At 46.7% G+C, this 20,312-nt stretch carries 15 protein-coding genes; 5 read left to right on the top strand and 10 right to left on the bottom strand.

The window, feature by feature from the left end; genetic code table 11:
• Window positions 1-9: 9 nt before the first annotated feature.
• Window positions 10-942, bottom strand: a complete 933-nt coding sequence (locus K7399_RS02995) for an ABC transporter ATP-binding protein (protein ID WP_028977575.1) — start codon at window positions 940-942, stop codon at window positions 10-12.
• 176 nt (window positions 943-1,118) lie between these two features.
• Here K7399_RS02995 and K7399_RS02990 point away from each other — a divergent pair, with 176 nt between their 5' ends.
• Both K7399_RS02990 and K7399_RS02985 read left to right on the top strand, forming a co-directional pair.
• Complete coding sequence (locus K7399_RS02990; RefSeq protein ID WP_028977574.1) at window positions 1,119-2,192, top strand: sensor histidine kinase; 1,074 nt, start codon at window positions 1,119-1,121, stop codon at window positions 2,190-2,192.
• The gene (locus tag K7399_RS02985; RefSeq protein WP_028977573.1) at window positions 2,189-2,809 is read left to right on the top strand and encodes a response regulator; all 621 of its coding nucleotides are present in this window, start codon (window positions 2,189-2,191) and stop codon (window positions 2,807-2,809) included. Before K7399_RS02990 ends, K7399_RS02985 begins: the two co-directional genes overlap by 4 nt.
• A 151-nt stretch (window positions 2,810-2,960) precedes the next feature.
• Here K7399_RS02985 and K7399_RS02980 read toward each other — a convergent pair whose 3' ends face one another.
• The 7 genes from K7399_RS02980 to K7399_RS02950 all read right to left on the bottom strand — a co-directional run bounded on the left by K7399_RS02980 (window position 2,961) and on the right by K7399_RS02950 (window position 17,097).
• Window positions 2,961-6,359, bottom strand: coding sequence for an SbcC/MukB-like Walker B domain-containing protein (locus tag K7399_RS02980; RefSeq protein ID WP_128166526.1), 3,399 nt, complete (start codon window positions 6,357-6,359; stop codon window positions 2,961-2,963).
• Window positions 6,346-7,548, bottom strand: a complete 1,203-nt coding sequence (locus tag K7399_RS02975; protein ID WP_028977571.1) for an exonuclease SbcCD subunit D — start codon at window positions 7,546-7,548, stop codon at window positions 6,346-6,348. The genes K7399_RS02980 and K7399_RS02975 overlap by 14 nt, the downstream gene beginning before the upstream one ends.
• On the bottom strand, window positions 7,545-11,291 hold the full coding sequence (gene addA / locus K7399_RS02970; RefSeq protein WP_128166524.1) for a helicase-exonuclease AddAB subunit AddA: 3,747 nt from the start codon (window positions 11,289-11,291) through the stop codon (window positions 7,545-7,547). Before addA ends, K7399_RS02975 begins: the two co-directional genes overlap by 4 nt.
• The gene (gene addB, locus K7399_RS02965) at window positions 11,281-14,778 is read right to left on the bottom strand and encodes a helicase-exonuclease AddAB subunit AddB (RefSeq protein ID WP_128166522.1); all 3,498 of its coding nucleotides are present in this window, start codon (window positions 14,776-14,778) and stop codon (window positions 11,281-11,283) included. Before addB ends, addA begins: the two co-directional genes overlap by 11 nt.
• A 191-nt stretch (window positions 14,779-14,969) precedes the next feature.
• Entirely contained in the window at window positions 14,970-15,269 is a 300-nt protein-coding gene (locus tag K7399_RS02960) for a thiamine-binding protein (protein ID WP_028977568.1), read from the bottom strand.
• Between the two features lie 23 nt (window positions 15,270-15,292).
• Complete coding sequence (locus tag K7399_RS02955) at window positions 15,293-15,733, bottom strand: peptidylprolyl isomerase (RefSeq protein ID WP_128166520.1); 441 nt, start codon at window positions 15,731-15,733, stop codon at window positions 15,293-15,295.
• 713 nt (window positions 15,734-16,446) lie between these two features.
• On the bottom strand, window positions 16,447-17,097 hold the full coding sequence (locus K7399_RS02950; protein WP_128166518.1) for a phosphatase PAP2 family protein: 651 nt from the start codon (window positions 17,095-17,097) through the stop codon (window positions 16,447-16,449).
• Window positions 17,098-17,196: 99 nt separating this feature from the next.
• Here K7399_RS02950 and K7399_RS02945 point away from each other — a divergent pair, with 99 nt between their 5' ends.
• A complete protein-coding gene (locus tag K7399_RS02945) occupies window positions 17,197-17,643 on the top strand; it encodes an OsmC family protein (protein WP_028977566.1) in 447 nt (148 codons plus the stop codon).
• Here the strand turns inward: K7399_RS02945 and K7399_RS02940 are convergent.
• Complete coding sequence (locus K7399_RS02940) at window positions 17,627-17,959, bottom strand: hypothetical protein (RefSeq protein ID WP_028977565.1); 333 nt, start codon at window positions 17,957-17,959, stop codon at window positions 17,627-17,629. The genes K7399_RS02945 and K7399_RS02940 overlap by 17 nt on opposite strands.
• A gap of 174 nt (window positions 17,960-18,133) precedes the next feature.
• On the opposite strand from K7399_RS02940, the gene fabL reads away from it, so the two are divergent.
• Window positions 18,134-18,889, top strand: a complete 756-nt coding sequence (fabL, locus tag K7399_RS02935) for an enoyl-[acyl-carrier-protein] reductase FabL (protein ID WP_028977564.1) — start codon at window positions 18,134-18,136, stop codon at window positions 18,887-18,889.
• An 88-nt stretch (window positions 18,890-18,977) separates the two neighbouring features.
• Here the strand turns inward: fabL and K7399_RS02930 are convergent, their stop codons facing one another.
• Window positions 18,978-19,532: a superoxide dismutase family protein gene (locus K7399_RS02930; RefSeq protein ID WP_028977563.1), complete on the bottom strand. Its 555-nt coding sequence runs from the start codon at window positions 19,530-19,532 to the stop codon at window positions 18,978-18,980.
• A gap of 129 nt (window positions 19,533-19,661) precedes the next feature.
• On the opposite strand from K7399_RS02930, the gene mscL reads away from it, so the two are divergent.
• Window positions 19,662-20,129: a large conductance mechanosensitive channel protein MscL gene (gene mscL / locus K7399_RS02925; protein ID WP_128166516.1), complete on the top strand. Its 468-nt coding sequence runs from the start codon at window positions 19,662-19,664 to the stop codon at window positions 20,127-20,129.
• Window positions 20,130-20,312: the final 183 nt, after the last annotated feature.

The raw sequence follows: 20,312 nt of genomic DNA, 5'->3' as shown, positions 1-20,312 counted from the left end.
ACCTCCTCCTCAATCCCTGAGCTGTTTGCCGGTTATTTCAAGAAAGACGTCATTCAGTGTCGGCAGTTCTGAGTAAATACGTCCGAACCCGATCTCATGTGTTTTTAGGAAATCAAGCACCGCTTCAAGACTTCCTGCTTTCTTTCCAGACTTAATGACCAGCCGTTTTTCAACCCACTGAACAGAGAGAACGCCAGAAAGCTCACGCAGCTGCTGCAGCTCGTGTTCATTGATCGAGAAGGCTTCAATCGTAATTTTCTCGCCAAGCGTAATCATCGCTTTCAGCTCTTCTTGCGTTCCGGATGCAATCACCCGTCCTTTGTCCAATATGGCAATTCGTGAACATAACTGCTCGACTTCCTCCATGTAATGCGAGGTATAGACAATCGTTGCGCCCTGTTCATTTAAGCGCGCGATGCCTTCGAGTATTTTGTTGCGGCTTTGCGGGTCAACCGCAACGGTTGGTTCGTCAAGGATAATCAGTTTTGGCCGGTGTGCAATCCCGCAGGCAATGTTTAGTCGCCGCAGCAAACCACCGCTTAATTTTTTGGGATGAAACTTTTTGAAGTTCCCCAGTTCAACAAAATCAATCGCCTCTTCCACAAGCCGTTTTCTTTCTGATTTATCATGCACATACAGCCCGCAAAAATAATCGATATTTTCATAGACCGTTAACTCATTAAAAACGGCGACATTTTGCATCACAATGCCAATGTTACGCTTGCTCTCATAAGCATCCGGCGTCATTTTTTTACCGAATATTTCAATTTCTCCTTTATCAAAGCGCAGCAGCGACAAAATACAATTAATGGCTGTACTTTTCCCCGATCCATTGGGGCCAAGCAAGCCAAAGATTTCGCCTTCTTTTATATCCAGCGATAGGTGATCGAGTGCAACAAGATCCCCATATCTTTTTAGCAAATTTTTCACATGAATGATCATGAGGTATCCCCCTTCCAGTTTACCTTTAGTTTAATTGATCGCTGCTGGACACATCAGTGTCGCCAATCATCAATCGCCATGACATTTGTCATCATTCGGACGTCATAAATTGTTTGGATGCATAAAACATGGTTAAATAAAGGAAGTAAAAGAATAAATCAGGACGGATATGCGCGATGAATTCGATTATCGATAAACTGGTCTTGCTCTTAAGCTGCTCTATTCTGTTTCTGACAGGAAAACCCTTTGCTTATGATGTACTCCCATTTTTACTGACGATTATTTTTTCTTGCTTTCTTAGCTATTTTCATCAAGAACGCCTCCACCTGTTTCTTGTCGGTTTCTTTTTGCTCATAAGCTTGTTTTTGCCTTGGCTGTGCGTGTTTCTGCCACTCGCACTTTATGACATGTTTTACTCGAAAAAGCAGTGGATCTGTCTGTTAGCTTTACTTCCCTTTCTGAAGTTCTGGCCGCTTGGCACGCTGCAGATTGATTTAGGGCTCTGCGTCCTATTTCTTTTCTCCATACTTCTGCGGTTTCGTACAAAGGCGTTGGCGCAGCTGATCCGCCGTCATTACTATTTGCGAGATACCACCAAAGAAATGGCTCGGCAACTGAAGCGTCAGAATCAGAACTTGCTTAAAAAGCAAACGAACGAACTGACCATGGCAACTCTAGGGGAACGTAATCGCATCGCACGAGAGATTCATGACAACGTTGGTCATTTGCTGTCGCGCGCGTTGCTGCAAACCGGTGCCCTGCTCGCTGTCTCACAAAAGCCGCAAACAACTGGTGGGCTGATCGAACTGAAGGACACTTTAACAGAAGCAATGACAAGCATTCGCAAAAGCGTTCATAATCTGCATGATGAGTCGATCAATTTGCAGCATGAACTCGACAAGCTGATCCGGAAATTCACGTACTGTCCGATGACCCTTGACCTTGCGGTACAGCATACTCCCGGGAGCAAACTCACTTATGCACTGATCTCAATTGTTAAAGAAGCCTTGTCCAACATTGTTCGGCATTCAAACGCCACCCATGCTGAAACAACGCTGCGTGAGCACCCGGCATTCTATCAGCTCATCATCCATGACAATGGGCAAGTGCCCGGCAATTGGCAGGGCCAAGGAATGGGGTTGAAGAATATTCAAGAGCGTGTGGAGGCTTTTCACGGCATTTTCACGATCGACGATAAAAATGGATTTATGCTTTTTATCTCAATTCCTAAGGAGGAAAACCGATCATGAATGTGATCATTGTGGATGATGACCGACTGGTTGTGTCTTCGCTGAATACAATACTGGAGACTGATCCGGAGATTCGGGTTGTCGGTTCGGGATACTCAGGAGCTGAAGCCCTGCACCTTTGCCAGAGGCTTTGTCCGGATCTGCTCTTAATTGATATTCGAATGGATGGCCTATCTGGAATTGAGGCTGCAAAACGTTTAATGAATCAAGCCCCTAAGACGAAGGTATTGTTTTTGACCACCTTTTCAGATGATGAATACATCATTGAAGCCCTGCGTATTGGCGCTAAGGGCTACATTCTTAAGCAAAATTTTGAAAGTATTATCCCTGCACTCAAGGCCGTTTTTAGCGGTCAGCGCGTTTTTGGTGACGCAATCATTGATAAGATTCCGTCTCTGATGAAGTCAAATGAGCAGCCAAACCTCAGCGATTATCACTTTAGCAGCCGCGAACTCGCGATGATCAGGCTGGTAGCAGATGGAAAATCAAATCGTGAAATTGCGCAAGAACTCTATTTAAGCGAGGGCACGGTGCGTAATTACATCAGTTCGATTTTGGATAAATTGGCTTTGCGTGATCGAACGCAGCTCGCTGTTTTCTATTACAAACAATCCTGAATCATCACTTGATTAGTGCTATACCGCTAGTCCCATTTCTGCATATCCAAAATCATCGACCTCCTTTACCTATGAGAAAAGGGTGTCCCGACGTTAAGAGACACCCTCATGATAAACAATGCTTTCGTTTCGATTAGGCTGCTTCAAAAGATTACAGCATCTCCATGTGGACGCGGCTTCCTCGTCCAGACGGTATGGCGGGCGAAACAACAAGCCTCCTCGGCAGCCGTTCGCGCATTTCCGGTACATGACTAATGACGCCAATTGCTAAACGGCGCATATGCAGTTTCTCCAGTGCCGTGACCACGGTATCCAAAAGATCGGGATCAAGCGAACCGAAGCCCTCGTCCAAAAAGAAGAATTGTAGCGGCACATTGCCCCGCAGCTGAATCTGTTCCGAAAGTGAAAGGGCAAGTGCTAGCGAAGTTAAAAAGGTTTCTCCGCCAGATAAGGATGAGACGGGGCGATAGACGCCACCGTTCCCATTATCGCGAATGATGAAGCCGCTCTGCTCATCGACTTCAAGTACATATCGATCATGAGTCAGCTCACCAAGCCGCTTTGATGCCGCAGCGCAAACCTGCTGAAGCTGTTCCTCTGCAACAAATTCAACAAAAGCATTGCCTCGAAAAACACGCTGAAGTTTTTCAAATTGATCCAATTCTTTTTGGTTACGCTTTCGTTCCGATTCCAGCGTGCGAAACAACGCATGATTTTTTATCAAGGTTTCCTTTTCTTTATTTGCTGCTCCCAGCGCTTGGCTGACTTCTTGACCTTTTTCTTTCCGTTCAGTCCATTTCTGCCGGATCGCATTGAGCTGTTCTTTGGAGACGTCTTGACCACCAATCCGCTCGGACAGCGCGTCAATCTCCGATACAAGCTTCCTGCTTTGCGCAACATAAGTCTCCCATTCATTTGTACGCCGCATGCGCTCCTCATCGGTCAGATGAGCGTTCATTACCGCCTCGCGCGCGTCAAATTGAGAAGCTTCCAGATGGTTCGACCACTTATGTAACTTTTCATGATGTATTTGTTCTGCACGTTCAAATCGCGATTTTGCATTCGCAGCGTTCTTATCCGCCAGATGGTAGGCTTCACGTGCATGCTCTGCCGCGCGGCTGCTTGTCTCAAACGCTTGCTTGATCCGTTTTATGTCCTGCTCGAGATCCAATGCCAGCTGCTCAAGCGGCATTTCTTCACTTAATTGCAAATTTTTCAATTGACTGCGCCGGCCCTGCAATGCTTTTTCGGCCGCCTCCATCCGCCCACTGCTCTCACTCCATTTGCTCTCCAGTGCGTGCAGCGTTTGCAGATTTTTCTCAAGCATCCGCTCCAGCGGCTTTAGTTGGTCTTTTAATTGACTAATTTCTTTGCGCAACTGCTCACTTTGCTTATCTGAAGATGCAATCTCCTGTTCTTCAGCTTGCATCTGCTCAGAAGAAGCATACTGCGCGCTCCATTTGCTCCAAAGTTGATCCCGTAACGCGCTCTTTTCGCTGGCCTGCGCCTTCAGCAAACGCATCTTTTCCTGATACATGGTGAACTGCGCCGCACAGGTTGACTGCAAAGTCTCCTGTTTCAGCTGTTTATTTTGAAATGCAGCCGTTGCCTGATCCAAATGGATGAGATCCTGTTTCAATTCTCGCACGGCAACCTCAATAGGGTTCACACACGCGTCCACCCCATCTTGTTCCCACTTTACAAAATCAGCAGGCTCATCTTCACGGAGACCTCGATTAAGCGCATCGGATTGCACAAAAGATGCCGTCAATACTTTCGCCTGCTGTTCCAATTGCGCGCGATAAATCCCGATGTGCTGTTGCGCTTGATTCAGCTGCTCCGCTGCCTTGTCAAAAGCCAAGCGCCTCTTTTCAAAGGGGGCTTCTGAGATGACTTGATTAGGCGCAGGATGGGGGTGATGCAGCGCGCCGCATACCGGACATGGCTGACCGTCACGCAGCGTGTCCACCAATTGCCGTGACAGATTTTGACGGTGAATCTTCTCTCGTTCCTGTTCCATTTTGTTTCGTTCATACTCGATAAATGCTCGAGCAGAGCGAATCAACCGAGAAAGGTGTACCGACCGATTATAGAGCGATTGATTCTGCTCATTTAGTACAGCTGCTTTTTGTTCGGCTTGCTTCTGTTCGTGCTTTAATTGATCTTGCTGTTCGGAAAGTTTGCGCAGTCGGTCGCGCAGTCCGATCCATTCACTTCGTTTCTCTTCAAGATACAGATCCAAGCTATCGATTTCTTTTTTCTCTTGGAGTGCATGCTGCACGCGTAATCGGCGCTCACTGTCCACGGTGAGTGCCATCCGTTTCTCTTCATTGGATTCCAGAATTTCTTTCAATTGCGCGCATTGTGTTTGCTGCTGCTGTACGGCGAGCCGTGCGCGATCAATTTTCTGCTTCAATTCCGAGCGTTTTCTCTTCAAAATCTCAACAGTGCTGATCTCCTCTTGCAATTGTTTTTGGACAGAGGCACCTTCAAGCAGCCGCTGCCTGTCACGCTCATGCTTCGGCAGCTGATCATCTAAAGCCCGCTTCGCTTGCGCATGCTGCATTTCCGTCGCTTGCACAGCCGCTTTTGTCTGTTCATAACGGCCGCTTACTTCCGCCATGAGTCGTTTCGCTTCAGTTGTTTCGCGTTCTGCATCAACTAAGGCCTCCAAATAAGGCACCAACCGATCAGCGGCTTCATCGCTTTCAAGCTCGCGTTTAATCGTATGATAATGATCCTTTTCCTGCTTCAATTGCTCAAGCTTACGCGTTTTGTTATCCTTCTCATCGATCAGACTGCGGACGTCCTCAAAATGTGCTTTTTGCGTTTCAATGTGTTCGAGTTCTTCTAAAATCCGCTTTTGCTCGATTGCAATCTGCGCGCATCGGTCTTCGGCAGCCTTTACCGCTTCGCGCGAGGCATCGCCAAGTACCGCCTGTTTTTCAACAATAACCTGCAGCCGCTGCTTCCGTCCCTCTGCGGCACGTTTGAGTCGTGCGGACAATTCATCGCCGTATTTCTCTAAATGAAAAAGCCGCTGTAACATTTTGCGTCGTTCATTCCCCTTCAGGGTCAAAAATTCAGCGAATTTGCCCTGTGGCAAAACGACTGCACGCGTAAAATCGTCATGCGTTAAGCCAAGAATCTTTCGAATCGATTGAGTCAGATCGCGTTCTTTATCTGCAAGGACCTCTTTGACCTTACCCAGTTTAATCAAACGGCAGCTTGCTTGACGCAGTCCACCGTCCTTCATCCGTTTATAACTGCGCTCTGCACGGTAACGAACGGTGCAATCGCCGGAAAGTTCAAATGTAAAACCGACTGAAAGCTGCTGTTCCAATTGATTCAAAATGCCGCTCGTATTATTGGCCGCCCGTTCAACAGTGCCATAGAGTGCGAGCGTCATCCCATCAAGTATCGTCGATTTACCGCTTCCGGTCGGTCCAAAGATACCAAATAATCCGTCTGCACAGAGTGCTTCGAAATCAATTCTCTGTTCCTGACGAAAACTATTCAGCCCGCTAATAGTCAATTCAATCGGTTTCATGCAAGTCCCTCCCTGCTGCTGCTTCACGTTCCGCTTGATCGTCAATCAGCTGCATAAACATGTGGATAAGCTCACTTCCTGGAACTGCACCGTTCGTTTGCTGCTTGTAAAAACGAACAAACAATTCATCAATGGGCAATTTTGATCGCGCTTGGTGATCATGTTCCACTAAGTTGTTTTGATAGATTGGTCGTATCGTTACAAGATGTGGCCGCATTTTGCGCAGCGCCTGAATATCATGCATATTCATTGCCTCATTTAGGCAAATCTCGAGATCAATCCACGCTTCTGTATCACGGCCTTCTTCAAGCCATTGATGCACCTCTTCAAGCCCCTTCTCCGCACGCCAGCGCACCAGCGGGCGTCCGGAGCTGAGTTCAACATGCTCCATCGCAATCGGCGTACCTGGAGATGCATCAAGAATCGTTACCGATTTGGCATGTCCGGCTTCAGAAAAACTATACGCAAGTGGGGCACCGGCGTAGCGTGCCGGCACCGCGGAATCGGCCAAAGTCTGCGGTCGATGCAGATGCCCGAGCGCAACATACTGCGCCGATTTTGGAAATGCTGATGGATGAACCGTGTAGGCACCTCCGACTTGTATTGGCCGTTCGGAATCAGATTCCTTACCTCCCGCCGCAAAAAGATGAGTCATCAGCATGTTGACCGTATCCTTTTTAAATGCAGCGGCATGCTGTTGAAAAAGCTCAGCAAGTCGATCATTATAAGCGGTTTTGATTGATTCTTCATCATTTCGTTCACTCAGACACTCATTGAGCCTCGATTCCGAAGGATAGGGGATGCTGCCAAGCACAAGCGTCTCGCCAGTCGTCACGATGGGTACCATTAATGGCTTCAAAACCGGTTTTCCGATAATGGTAATTCCCTGCCTTCCCGCCAGCGGCCGTGAAGCTTCTAAACGCTCCGGACTGTCGTGGTTTCCCGCAATGATCAGTACTGGACGTTTTCCGTTATTTGACAACCGCAGCGCCGTCTCATAGAACAGCGCTTCACTGGCTGCCGGCGGATTAACCGTGTCAAAGACATCGCCGGCCATAAGCACAGCATCAACATGTGCATCGTCCGCTATGGTACAAATCTCATCCATGACGTGCTCTTGTTCTTCCTCTCGAGAGCGTCCCTCCAGCGTTCGTCCGAGATGCCAATCAGCCGTGTGCATCAGCCTCATCTGCTTATTCCTCCTTTCGTCAAATCGACAAAACAGCCGATATCAAACGCATACAGCCCGGCACGCATTACTTTTCGCTTCCAAATCTGTTCAATCGCCCGCTGATACAAGCGGATTTGCACCGCATAGCGTTGTTTTAATTCAGCGACGGCGGCCTCGGGCGTTGGGAATCGGCCAAGATGATCCGTTTTATAGTCGAGAAGAATCAATCCATCCTCGTCCTCAATCATAACGTCAATGACCCCTTGTACAAGTACCTTCTCTTGATCTTCTTCTCTGTTCCATGTCGGATATACTTCATCAGTTGGCAATGCAAGACTAAACGGCGATTCACGGATCACTTTGCCGGCTTCCCGCATCTTCTTGCCAATAGCGGTGTCAAAAAAGGCATGGACGGCGTGATAGTCAAAACTCTGCTCTTGTGCTTCAGTGATGACTTCCTTTGCTACAAGTGCCGTTCCCTGCTCCTTAAGCTGCTCAAGGGTTTCTGATTTTTTCAAGTCAAGATGCTGCATAAACAAATGGAGCGCCGTTCCGCGTTCTGTTGCAGATAGAGCAGTTTGTTGCAAAAATTGCGGCCGATCATGCCCAATCGCTGAAAATCGTTCCGAGCCGCTTAGCAGTGCATCATCATTACCGCTGCTAAAGTAATCCTGCTGCGCTTTGATTTCTGTGACGGTTTGTTTTGCCATGGATACTGCTGCAGCAGCATGAGGATAGGTCCACGCCAATCGATCAGCGACCTCATCCTGAACACCAGAATGGGAGCTCATCGATTTGCCTTGCTTCAGCAACTGCAGCCGTTCCTGATTGATCTGCTTCTTTTCTTCGTCATTTTGGCGAAGCCCGGAAGCCGGGATAAGCTGTACCCTCCATGCCGATTGATCCAAAGATACCGAGGTTCTACTTGGTTCATCCTCAAGCAGTTCATGGAGTGCTTCTGCCGCCCGATGCCGGGCAACTGAAGGAAGAAGCCAATCAAAGTAGGTTGATGCCGATGAGCGACTGTCGGCCGGGAGCAGCCAATCCGTTTGATGCAACGTGTCTCGGCATTTTTCAACTTGTTTCAGTGCATCCTTAACCGTACCAATAAGGATGAGTTTTTCGCGCGCCCGCGTGACAGCGACATATAAAATACGCAGTTCTTCAGCAACCGCATCATGTTTCATACGCTCCTTAATCGCTAAATAAGGCAGGGTCGGACTGCTCATGCGATATTCAGGACTGATCCACTTCGTACCAAAACCCAAGTCTTTATGAAGCAGTGCCGGTTCCGCTGTATCACGTAAATTAAACCGTTTATTCATTCCGGCAACAAAAACGATGGGAAACTCCAAGCCTTTGCTTTTATGAATCGTCATAATCCGCACGACATCCGCCTGTTCGCTTAAGGCTCTTGCCTCACCAAGATCGCTGCCATTAGCCCGCATCCGTTCAATAAAGCGAAGGAAACGAAATAAACCGCGAAATGTTGTCTTCTCATACTGACGTGCACGGTCATAAAAAGCTTTTAAATTGGCTTGGCGTTGCGCCCCGCCGCTCAATCCACCGACATAGTCGTAATAACCGGTGTCTCGATAAACTTGCCAAATTAATTCAGAGACTGCATGATTTTTTGAAAAGTCGCGCCATTCCTCTAACTTTTCTAAAAAGACGGATAATCGTTGAACCGTTTTCTGCTTGCCCTCTGTTAAATAGCTTTTCATTGCCTTATAGAACCCGGAACGGCGATCAGCCATTCGGATCGCTGCTAGTTCATCAGCATGTAGCCCAATGATCGGCGAACGCAACACGGCAGCCAGCGGTATATCCTGATCTGGATTATCAATCACCTGAAGCAAAGATAGCATCACGGATACCTCTACCGCATCGAAGTATCCATTTGACAGTTCTGCATAGGCCGGGATGCCGCGTTGATCGAGTACCTCTTTGATCACCGCTGCTGTTGTGCTGGCTGAGCGGAGCAGGATGGCTATATCACGAAATTGAATCGCTCGCATCTGTCCCCGAGAACGGTCGAAAACCTGAAAGGACGGAGACGATCCGTCATCGCCAATCATTGCACGAATTCGGTCGGCAATCACCGCTGCTTCTAATTCTGCTGAGTCCAAATCGTCCGTGTCTCCGGCTGGTTCGCCCTCAGTAGACGCCCGATTAATGATCTCTAAATCAATTGGACGATTCTCTTCAGGGTACTTGGCACTAAAACACAGTTCAGCAGCAGAATCATAGGCCACGCCCCCAACCCTTTCGTCCATTGTCTGGCGAAAGAGAAAATTGGCTCCATTGATGATTTCCTGCCTGCTTCTGAAATTGTTTGACAGATCAATAACCTGACCGTTTGTATCAGGGCGGGAAAACTGCTTGTATTTCTCACGAAACAGTCCAGGTTCCGCTAAACGAAAGCCGTAAATACTTTGCTTTACATCGCCGACCATAAACAAATGACCACCATTAGCGCCGTCTTTTGTAATCAGCTGAAGGATCGCCTCTTGTACCCGGTTGGTATCTTGGTATTCATCAATCATGACTTCTTGAAAACGCGATCTGAATTGTTCGGCAACTATAGAAGGACGCTCATGTTCGGTCGAAGAACCCTCAGCGCGCAGCACCGCAAGGCATTCATGCTCCAGATCAGAAAAGTCCAGTACAGCTTTGCGTCGTTTCGCTTTTTTATAGTGCCTGATAAAGCTTTTTACCAGCTCAATAATCAGATCAACAGAAGGTGCCATATCGTTGAGATCCTTCAGACATTCATCGGCCGGCCGTGCGAACCATTGCTGTTGCAAATCATTTATTTGTGCTTTTATCGTATCACGTATTTTTTTGACTTGGTCTTTAAGTTGCGGAAGCACCTCTTTACCTCTGACCGGTTTCAATTTGCCGAATGAAATAGATAATACAGCTGCGCGCAGAACCTGCCATTCTGCCCCAGCTACTGCTTGGAGCTGCTCTAAGGCATGGAGTTCCTCAACCAAAGTTTCCGTATAGACAGATGGCCCCCCGGGCTGGCCGCAAAGCCAAACCGCCTTTCTCATTCCATGAACCGTTCCGTTAATTGTTTGAGCGAGCGATTCTTTTAATTCGGACAGCCATTGGCATTGATCGAGCGACGTTTCGCTCGCAACGTGATAGGTTTCAGCCAAATGATCCAACCATTTTCCCGGCCATGGATGGCTCATCGAAAATTCATAGATACGCAGGAGCAGCTGATTCAATGCGTCATCGCTTCGATCACCTGAATAACGATCAACAAGTTGGTAGAATTGCGGATCATTCGCTGCATAGTACTTCTCCAAGAGTTCCTCCAGAACTTCCTCACGCATCAATTGCGCTTCTGTCTCATCAAGCAGACGGAATCCCGGATCCAGATCAAGAAAGTAATAGTAATGTTTCACAACCGACATACAAAACGCATGAAGGGTCATAATCGATGCTTTGCCGAGCAGAGCTTGCTGACGGCGTAAGAACAACTGATTCGGGTCGTCAACCAAACATTGATCAAGCGCCTTGCCGATACGCTCACGCATTTCTGAGGCAGCCGCCTTTGTAAACGTCACAATGAGCAAATCATCGATATTCACCTGTTGATTCGGGTCTGTCAGTTTCTGGATAATTCGTGCAACAAGTACCGCTGTTTTGCCCGAACCGGCGGCTGCCGCGACAAGCAAGTCATGCCCTTGCTCTGTGATCGCACGCCATTGAGCGTCCGTCCACGTTACATTTTTTGGTTTAGTCCTCATCCGGCTTCTCCCCCAACTGCGCTAATTTTCCCAACACATCGCTGTCGTTCATTTTCTTTAGCATCCGATACTGATTGCCCGGCTGCGATTGATCAAAACGGCAAAATGGCCGGAAGGGGCAATAAGTACAAGGAACTTGTCCTTTGAGATTAAACGGCTCAATCGCTACATCGCCGTCGAGAATTTTACAGCCTACATCTGTCATGACTCGCCTTGTATAAGTGCGGAGCAGATCAAATTCTTCCTTTCCTGCCAGCGAAGACGCTTTATAAAAGTCCCCATTTTTCTTAACCCCAAACGGAACAATGTCCGACATTTTTCCTTGTGCCGTTTGATCCGATAAAAGCAGCGCTTCTTCATCTTCCAGAAGTAACCCTTTCATTTTAAAATTTTTATAGAGTTCGCGTTCAAGCCGATCTTGTGGAAGCTTTTCGTTAACGTTCAGAAGCGGATTGTGTACATGAAAATAAAGAACGCCGGCGGGTTCGGCTTGCGTGCCCAGCCACTCTTTCGAATGGGTGATGACCACGTCCAAATAGGTAAGCATCTGAAGAGCCAGACCATAATAGAGTTCCGAAAGATCAAGACTCTTAGCGCTCGATTTATAATCAATGATGCGAAGCAGTAGCCGTCCATGCTCATCCGTCGCCTGATCAATACGGTCAATCCGTCCGACCACTTCCATTTCCGCACCTTGTTTTAAAGGGAAATGCAAGGCCGGGATCGGCTTACCCGGGCCGAAAGGAAGCTCCAGACTTAGTGGTGAAAAACCGCTGGAACGCGCATGACGGCGGAGTACTCGGGCAACCCGGGCGACAACCTGCGTTAATTTATGCTGCAAATAACGCAGTCGATTTGAGCTCGTCAAGATCTGTTTCTGCAAGTTTGGCGCAAGTGTATCTACCGTTTCGCTTGCCAGATGATCGCACTCTTCTGGCGACAAATCATCCCATTTGCGCTTTTGCTTCATAACTTTCGTTGTCATCTGTTTAATCGCCATATGAAACAGTTGACCAATATCGGGTGCAGCAAGCTGAAAGACGTCGCGCTCTTTCAAGTTTAATCCGTAAGAAGCGAACTGAGAAAAGGGACAGGAATTAAATTTCTCCATTCGCGAAACGCTGGTTTGAATGGTTTGTCCATACAATGCACGTGCAGCATCGGAACTAAGTTGCTCATCGTTACGCGCGAATAATCCGGACAGCGCCATCTTTGCCGCACTGCCCCATTCACGATGTACGGTAAACCAGTTATAGGCATCCCACCATAGTTCCGCAATTGGATACCCATTCTTCCATGCACGAATCTGAGCTGAAAGCGTACTGATCGTCTTACGCGGCGTATTGATAAAAGCAAGTTGTTCCTGATCGGAGAGTTCCCTTGGCGATGCGGCCGCAACGGTTTGTTTCAGATTTGGGAAAAAGCGCTGCAAACGTGCGATAAGTGGCGACGGCCGCAATGCTTCGCCATCTTCAGAGGCCAATGGGAAGGAAAGGAACAACCTTTTTTTGGCCAGCGTCAAGGCGCGATAGATTAATTCATTTTCCCCAGCCATCTGTTCCGATTCTCCGTCGGCAACCGTGACCCCTTCATCGTGCAGGAGCTCTCGATCTTTACTCGAGAAAAGGCCTTGTTCAACCGGTTTTGCCGGCAACACCCCTTCGTTGATACCAAGCAGAAAAACATTATTTAGTTCTGAAGCGCGCATGCGATCAAGACTGCCCACCAAGACTTGATCAAGCGCCGGCGGAACCATGGCAAACTCCAGTGCATCCAGTCCGGTGTCGATGATGTTGGCAAACAGCTGAAGCGATATGGGTTCATCGCCTCCGGTTGCCACGCATTGGTCAAGAAGATCGATCACAGCTTTCCAAGCTTGACCATGTGTTTTTGCCTCATAGAGCCGGTGTTCCTGTTCCGCTTTTCTTGCCATCCGTTCCAATTTTTCAGGAACAGCCATACCCATGAGAAAACGATAGAGCGCGCTGCAGCGTTCGGCTACAGTTGAGGCACCCTTCAGCTCAGCTTCAAAGGCTGCCAGCGGCTGCACAATCAGCGAGCGGTATTCATTAATCGTTCTTTCGATTTCCAACTCTTGATCGGACTGCCTTCGTTCTTGTTCCTGCAAGTCGTGGTACGTTCGATAAGACCATTTCACGTTATCGGTCCACTTTTTTCCGTAATAACCGTGAGCGATCACATAGTTTTCCAATCGGTCCATACCTTCGCGTGCGGTTTGCAGATCGTATTCAAATGGAATAAGAAAATCAGTTTTCACGCAGCGGAAAATAGGCTCATAGCGCCAGTTCTGTAGAAGAGCCTCTAATGAAGATCGAATAAATTCAATAAGCGGATGATGCTTCATTGTGCGCTTTTGATCAATGAAAAATGGAATCCGATAATCTTCAAAAATCGTTTCGATGAGATCACGATAGTCTTCAAGATTGCGAACAAGTACCGTCATCTGCCGGTAACGATCATGGTGGACTTGGGCACATTCGATAATTGTGCGCGCAGTCTGCTCCACTTCCTCGCGCCGATTTGCTGCCTCCGTCAAACGAACGCCATCGGTCTGCGCGCTCGTCTGCAGAGGCAATTGTCCAAAATGCATGGTTAAATTTTTCAACGCCTTAGACTCCGGACGAACGAGCGTTCTTTTCAAAACAATCGGATCAATGGTCTGTCCATTCAGCTCCGCGCGTTCCTTTAATTGGAGAAACAGGTGTGCCGGATGACGAAAAACAGAAAATTCGTCCGGGAGCCGATCATAAATTTGATCTGTTCCCAAAACAATGGTGACCTGTTTACACAAACCCATCAGTTGTTCGACGGCCAGAAGTTCTTGTGGTGTCATCGTCTGGAACCCGTCAATCCACACTTCCGCTTGTTTCAGAAATTCAGCGTCATTCATTCGTTCAACCATTAAATACAAATAATCTTCACTATCAATATAGGTTCCTTCCAGTGCCTGACTAAATGATTGATAGATTAGTGACAGATCATGAAGCTTGTCCTTCAGCAGCTGCTGATCTGCATCGTCGCTTTTAATCTGCTGCCCTCGGAGAGCAATCTCTTCCGGTTCGAGACAGTACCGTTTAAATTCAATTAATGTGTCACCAAGCAAGTCATAAAAACCGCTTTGCTGTGCCGCCTTTCGGAAAAGATGCAATTCATTCTTTCGATTCTCAACGATTTTGCGAAGGAGCATCGAGATACCGGCAGTATTCAAATGCTGCCGTGTCGCTCCTCCTGCCTGTTGCAGAACACGCAATGCGAGACGGGATAAACTGTATACATTCAATCGGGTCATGCCGCCGAGATCCGGAGTCGAAGCCAGTGTATATTCCAGACTGAAGGTCATATGTTCCGGGACCAAATAGATTAGCGGCGCCCCATTGGGCTGCTCTTGCAGCTTGCGGCGAATATCCGTCAAACACGCTGACGTCTTTCCAGTCCCTGGGCGTCCTAAAATAAATCGAACAGACATTATCTTCGCTCCAATCATTGTTTTGTTCTTGAAAGTCTAAATGGATTCGTTCGCTTCGTTGCCTATAATTATAGCATACACAGAACATCCGTTCTATTGATTGATTCTGCTTCTTGCTGTCCTGTTAAACAGTCAAAAACCGCAGTGCAATCGCGCGCTGCGGTTTCTTGTTTCTTTTCAGTTTGCTTTAATCACTGATTTGATTTCCGGTATTTTCCTACCTTTTCTTCAATCGATGTTCCTTGAGGGCGAAAATGGATCTTCACTTCTGCCGCAACTTCATCGGCACCAGCTTCAACCGTTGCGTAGACCGTCTTTTTCACCACATCTAGCAACTCGTCCAGTTCCCCTTCAAGTATCGTTTCGAGTGCTGTTACCTCATACTTTACACCGGACTCTTGAATGACCTTAATTGCTTCATCCACCAGTCCGTAGGTGTCCTTGTCCTTAGAAAAGGGCAAAATTTGAAGCCCAACATTACTGATCGGCATCGGTAAGACCTCCTAAAATTGGTTTATGCTTCGTCCCAGACCTTAACCGTTTTCATAACATCGCCATTTTTCATGGCCAATACTGTAGCCATACCGCTGATTACTTGTCCAAAAACCGTGTGCACACCATCAAGATGCGGCTGCGGCTCATGGACAATAAAGAATTGGCAAGAACCTGTATCTTTTCCTGCATGAGCCATCGATAGGGCGCCAGCCACATGTTTATGCGGATTACCTTCTGTTTCACACTTAATGGTGTAGCCAGCATCGCCCATCCCAGTACCCGTTGGGTCGCCACCCTGACTGACAAAACCCGGGATCACACGGTGAAAAGTTACACCATCATAGAAGCCGGAATTGGCTAGTTTTTCAAAATTCGCAACCGTATTTGGGGCTTCATTGGGGAACAAATCGATCTCAATTTTTTCGCCGTTTTCCATCAGAATATATCCTTTTTTAGTCATCAATGATCCTCCTAGATTAACTACTTATCATCTGTTAATTTTAGCATAGGTCAAACATAAAACAAAAAAGAGAACCAAGCCATTAAGTCTCATTATCAAGTACATAGCACTCGGATAATCCTTTTTTGCCCTACTGGCACAATCTAATGGTTTCATCTATGGAGCAATTTTCCTCTTCCTGATGCGAATTAGCTCAGAAATCATCATTCCGCTTGGCAGCTATTTAATGCAAGTGCATACAAAGCCAGAAGTTAGGGGTAGAGTTTTTGCATTACATAACTCAACATATTCAGGAGTGATGCAACACTCATATGCTTGCTTAGGCTATTTATTTGAGACATTTGGAATTCCTATAATAGGAATCCTTATAGGTGCAATTTCTTTTTCTTGCGGGCTAACATGGCTCCTTCAATTAAGAAGTGGAATTAAAAAGAATAGCCTATAATTGGGCAGGCCCTCTTCCTGTCCTTATTTTTTGCGCAAAAAGCTGCAAAAGAGAACTTTGTCGTCAAAAAAGGATTTTTGATTACAGAATGGAATACTATTCTTGGTAATGTGTTTACCGTCCCATCCCTGTATCTGCCGCTCAGGCTGACAACACCCGGGGTCATACTGTGAAAAGCTACACCATCATAGAAGCTATGAATCGGCCGATTATTCAAAAGTTTCAGCCGTATTTGGTGCTTGCGCCATAATGTGGGTCAAGTCGTTCGTTATCGCTTCCTATATACACTATTTAAAAGTATTGCCGACAGCCCGACAAAGAAACCACCTGCGCAGTATCCAGCAAGGATATCGGTAAAGTAATGAACCCGAAGAAATGGGCGACTGAATCCAACCAGCAAAATCATGCTAAACCCGAGCACCACCCACAACACCCGAATCCATCTGCGTTTGATGAGCGGGAGAACCAATAAAATGAGCAGTCCGTATACGGTTGACGCATTCATGGCATGACCGCTCGGAAAACTATAGCCAGTCTCATGAACCAGATGGTGCATCGGCGGACGATCCCGCATCACCCAGTCCTTCAACACTGCATTTGTCCGGCGCTCCAGCAGAAAAAAAAGCGGCAGAATAATCACCGACAGATAGCGCTTGTACACTAACAGATACACCATAAAAAGTGCAATAATGACCGACAACCGTTTACCTGAAGCAAAATCAGTAAATCTGGAAAAAAAAGCTACGATTGACGGCGTTCGGATTGGATCAAGACTTTTAATCAATGCCCGATCTAAGGCTTGAACAGCCGGCTGGCGCACGGCGATAACCAAAATCAAAAAAAATAAAACGCAAGTCAAAGACAGCCACAGCCATGGTGTGACGGTATTGGATTGAAGCTCTTTTTTTCTTGCTGACACAAGCCCTTCCCCCTGCTTCCAAATGAATCGATTTATGGTACGATAACGTTAAAAACAATGCATGTCCCTTTTCTTATTTTAAGTTGGGAGCTGAACTTTATGACAGATTTTCACTTTAAACTTAAGGGAACGTGGAACGGATCATGGGATGGCAGCGGACAAATCAAAACAAACGGTCTCTCAACCGTTGTTTCCGTTGATCAATCGATGTCTGGAAAAGGAATCGGGACCAATCCCGATGAACTGCTGCTCGGTGCACTCGCCTCCTGTTTTTTGATCACGCTGGGCATTCGCCTCGATAAAGAAAAGATCGCTTATGACCATATCGCTATTCAAACACAAGGTGTTGTGACCAAGCGCGGCGGTCTCCATTTTGAAAAAGTGATTCACCAGCCAACCATCTACCTGTTAAAACCGTTCGATGAAACCGGCACTGACCGTCTTGAGTACTGTATCCATAGAGCCGAACAGGATTGTATGATCGCAAAAGCAGTTAAGGGCAATGTTCAGATCGACATCGAGCCTAAATTTATCGCTGTACCCTAGAAGCGCGGATGGTGTTATAAATTGATTTTCCCTTGCAAATGGCAACTTGAACACTTAGGATTGATTGCTTCGCTTGATTTACAGTGTCTTGAACTTTTCCCTTCTTTTGCATGATATCCGATTGAATGCGGGAAAGGTTCACCGTCAATGCTTCACTTTCTTTCACAACCTTTGCGGATTGATCCTGAAGTTTTGCACCGGTCTTTGATATTTTCGCAAGTGATCCATTCATTAAATGCGCTGTTTTCATCATAGAAATGACAAAAAAGATAATCGCAGCGGCAATCAGCACAAGACTTAGATAGACAATAACCATCGATTGGGCCCCTTTCTTGACGAAAAAGATTCTAATCGTATCATACCCTATTCCAGACAAAAGATCATGACTTCAAGCGTTCATTCATGTATTTTTTCTTGTCCTTATTCGAAACCTTTTGCTATACTTGATTCGATTTGTATACGAAGTAAGTTCAATTTAAAGGAGATTAACATGGTGAATAAAGTGGCTTTGATTACCGGCGGAACTCGTGGTATCGGCAAGTCCATTGCTGAGAAGTTTGCCCAAAACGGTTACGATCTGGTACTAAATTACGCCCGTAAAAGTACCAATGCGGAAACAGCCAAGCAAGCAATTGAACATCAATATGGTGTTTCGGTTCAACTTGTCAAGGCAAATATCGGTGAACTGGCACAGATTGATCAACTGTTTGCGGCAGCAGAATCTGCATTTGGACGGCTTGATGTTTTTATCAGCAATGCTGCATCCGGTGTTCAGCGTCCCTTGATGGAAATCACAGAAAAGCATTGGGACTGGACGCAGGATATTAATGCAAAAGCGTATCTGTTCGCCGCCCAGCGCGCTGCAAAACTAATGGACAAAAGCGGCGGCGGACACATTGTCGCACTTTCTAGTCTTGGAGCAGTGCGTGCACTTCCAAACTACGTTGTCGTCGGCGTGTCCAAAGCTGCTGTCGAGTCATTGACCCGTTATCTTGCCGTTGCCCTCGCCCCAATGAACATCACGGTGAATACGGTGTCCGGCGGTGCGGTAGATACCGACGCGCTCAAGCATTTTCCAAATCGCGAGGAACTGCTCGAGCAAGCAGCAAAACACAATCCGGCCGGCCGTATCGTTAAGCCTGAAGATCTGGCTGAAGCCGTCTACTTTTTGTGCACTCCGGCTGCATTTATGATTCGCGGCCAAACAATTACTGTCGACGGTGGACTGTCCTTACTGGCCGACTAAGAAAAACCAGGCATCGCCCAGCCTCTATACATTTATTCGACAAAAAAAGATGAATCGATCGTTGCGGTCGATTCATCTTTTTTTGTTTTCATTTAATGACGCCGCACAAGATCCTGTCCCCTGAGTTTCCAGAAGGATCAGTGACTTGATCGTCGCCTTTTTCATGAATAATTAACGCTGAACCATCAGCATCACGCAAAGAATTGGGTTTCCCTTCTTTTAAGGTAACCATCGAATTGAAAAGAACCGTTTTCACATGACCGTGACGATCCGCAAAGATATTGACCATATCGCCTGCATGCGGACCCATTGGATTCTTTAATCCATGTTTCTTATTTTCCGGATTAAAATGAGCACCGGCAGACATGAAGTCAGGAGGCGTACAACTTCCGTATTCATGGAAGTGAATGGCATGAATGCCGGGTGTTAATCCCTCTGCTTCCAGCTCGATACGTACCCCTTTTGCTGTTTCACTAAGTTTTGCTGTACCCATTTCCTCATTTTTGGCATTGATCAATGAAACAATCAGTTTGCCGTTCTGAGCATCTTTTGCATTAGCGCTTAAATGCGGATGGTGCACAAAGGCAATGACGATAAGTGCAAGCATTGCACATAGGGCATAAATCAGCTTTTGATACTTCACCCGAATCAACCTCCTGAGCATAGAATGCGCCGATTGATCCGGTTTTACTCATCTAAATGTGGATTTCTTTTAATAAAATGTCGAAAATGCTATGATTTACGTTATAATACTTGACCAGGGTGGGTGTATATGAAGACATTAGACGAATTTAAAAAGTTTCTTGCACGGGGAAATGTCATCGATCTTGCGATTGGGGTAATTATTGGAACCGCGTTTGGCAAAATCGTCAGCTCGCTTGTCACAGATGTGATCATGCCGCCAATCGGGCTGCTGCTTGGCAAAGTTGATTTCAGCAGTCTATACATCAATTTATCGGGACACACATACAGCAGTTTAGAAGCAGCAAAAAAAGCCGGTGCACCAACAATAAATTATGGTGTTTTTATCAATAATGTAATTAACTTCATCATTATCGCATTTGTCATTTTCTGTGCCATTAAAATGTTGCAAAAAGCGACTCCGAAAAAAGAAACCGCTGTGATAACAAAGACTTGTCCATACTGCTTCTCCTCGATCCCGATCAAGGCAACGAAATGTGCGCACTGTACTGCAGATCTTCCGGATGAATCAAATCAACAGCCGATTCACACACATTAACCTGTTGAATAAGGGTGTTTCAAAGTCGAAAACAGACGTTTGAGACACCCTTTTTCGATGCATAAATGCTGAATCAAGCGCTCAGGTGCAGGCTTCCTGTGCGAGCCGCGAGCCAAGCGACCGGAGCGCCGTTTACATTTATTCGAGCCCCCCTTGCGAGACAGCCAATTTTCATATAAAAAT

This window comes from Sporolactobacillus terrae, assembly GCF_019930545.1.
Lineage (GTDB): Bacteria > Bacillota > Bacilli > Bacillales > Sporolactobacillaceae > Sporolactobacillus > Sporolactobacillus terrae.
Note: the sequence above shows the minus strand (reverse complement) of the source record. Positions and strands in the feature narration are given on the sequence as shown.

Excerpts from the sequence above, each read along its gene's own strand:
- mscL (WP_128166516.1), top strand. The coding sequence starts at position 19,662 with ATGAAGACATTAGACGAATTTAAAAAGTTTCTTGCACGGGGAAATGTC.
- addB (WP_128166522.1), bottom strand. The coding sequence starts at position 14,778 with ATGTCTGTTCGATTTATTTTAGGACGCCCAGGGACTGGAAAGACGTCA.
- K7399_RS02975 (WP_028977571.1), bottom strand. The coding sequence starts at position 7,548 with ATGAGGCTGATGCACACGGCTGATTGGCATCTCGGACGAACGCTGGAG.
- K7399_RS02990 (WP_028977574.1), top strand. The coding sequence starts at position 1,119 with ATGAATTCGATTATCGATAAACTGGTCTTGCTCTTAAGCTGCTCTATT.
- addA (WP_128166524.1), bottom strand. The coding sequence starts at position 11,291 with ATGAGGACTAAACCAAAAAATGTAACGTGGACGGACGCTCAATGGCGT.
- K7399_RS02985 (WP_028977573.1), top strand. The coding sequence starts at position 2,189 with ATGAATGTGATCATTGTGGATGATGACCGACTGGTTGTGTCTTCGCTG.
- K7399_RS02940 (WP_028977565.1), bottom strand. The coding sequence starts at position 17,959 with ATGGTTATTGTCTATCTAAGTCTTGTGCTGATTGCCGCTGCGATTATC.
- K7399_RS02955 (WP_128166520.1), bottom strand. The coding sequence starts at position 15,733 with ATGACTAAAAAAGGATATATTCTGATGGAAAACGGCGAAAAAATTGAG.
- K7399_RS02980 (WP_128166526.1), bottom strand. The coding sequence starts at position 6,359 with ATGAAACCGATTGAATTGACTATTAGCGGGCTGAATAGTTTTCGTCAG.
- K7399_RS02960 (WP_028977568.1), bottom strand. The coding sequence starts at position 15,269 with ATGCCGATCAGTAATGTTGGGCTTCAAATTTTGCCCTTTTCTAAGGAC.
- fabL (WP_028977564.1), top strand. The coding sequence starts at position 18,134 with ATGGTGAATAAAGTGGCTTTGATTACCGGCGGAACTCGTGGTATCGGC.
- K7399_RS02945 (WP_028977566.1), top strand. The coding sequence starts at position 17,197 with ATGACAGATTTTCACTTTAAACTTAAGGGAACGTGGAACGGATCATGG.
- K7399_RS02995 (WP_028977575.1), bottom strand. The coding sequence starts at position 942 with ATGATCATTCATGTGAAAAATTTGCTAAAAAGATATGGGGATCTTGTT.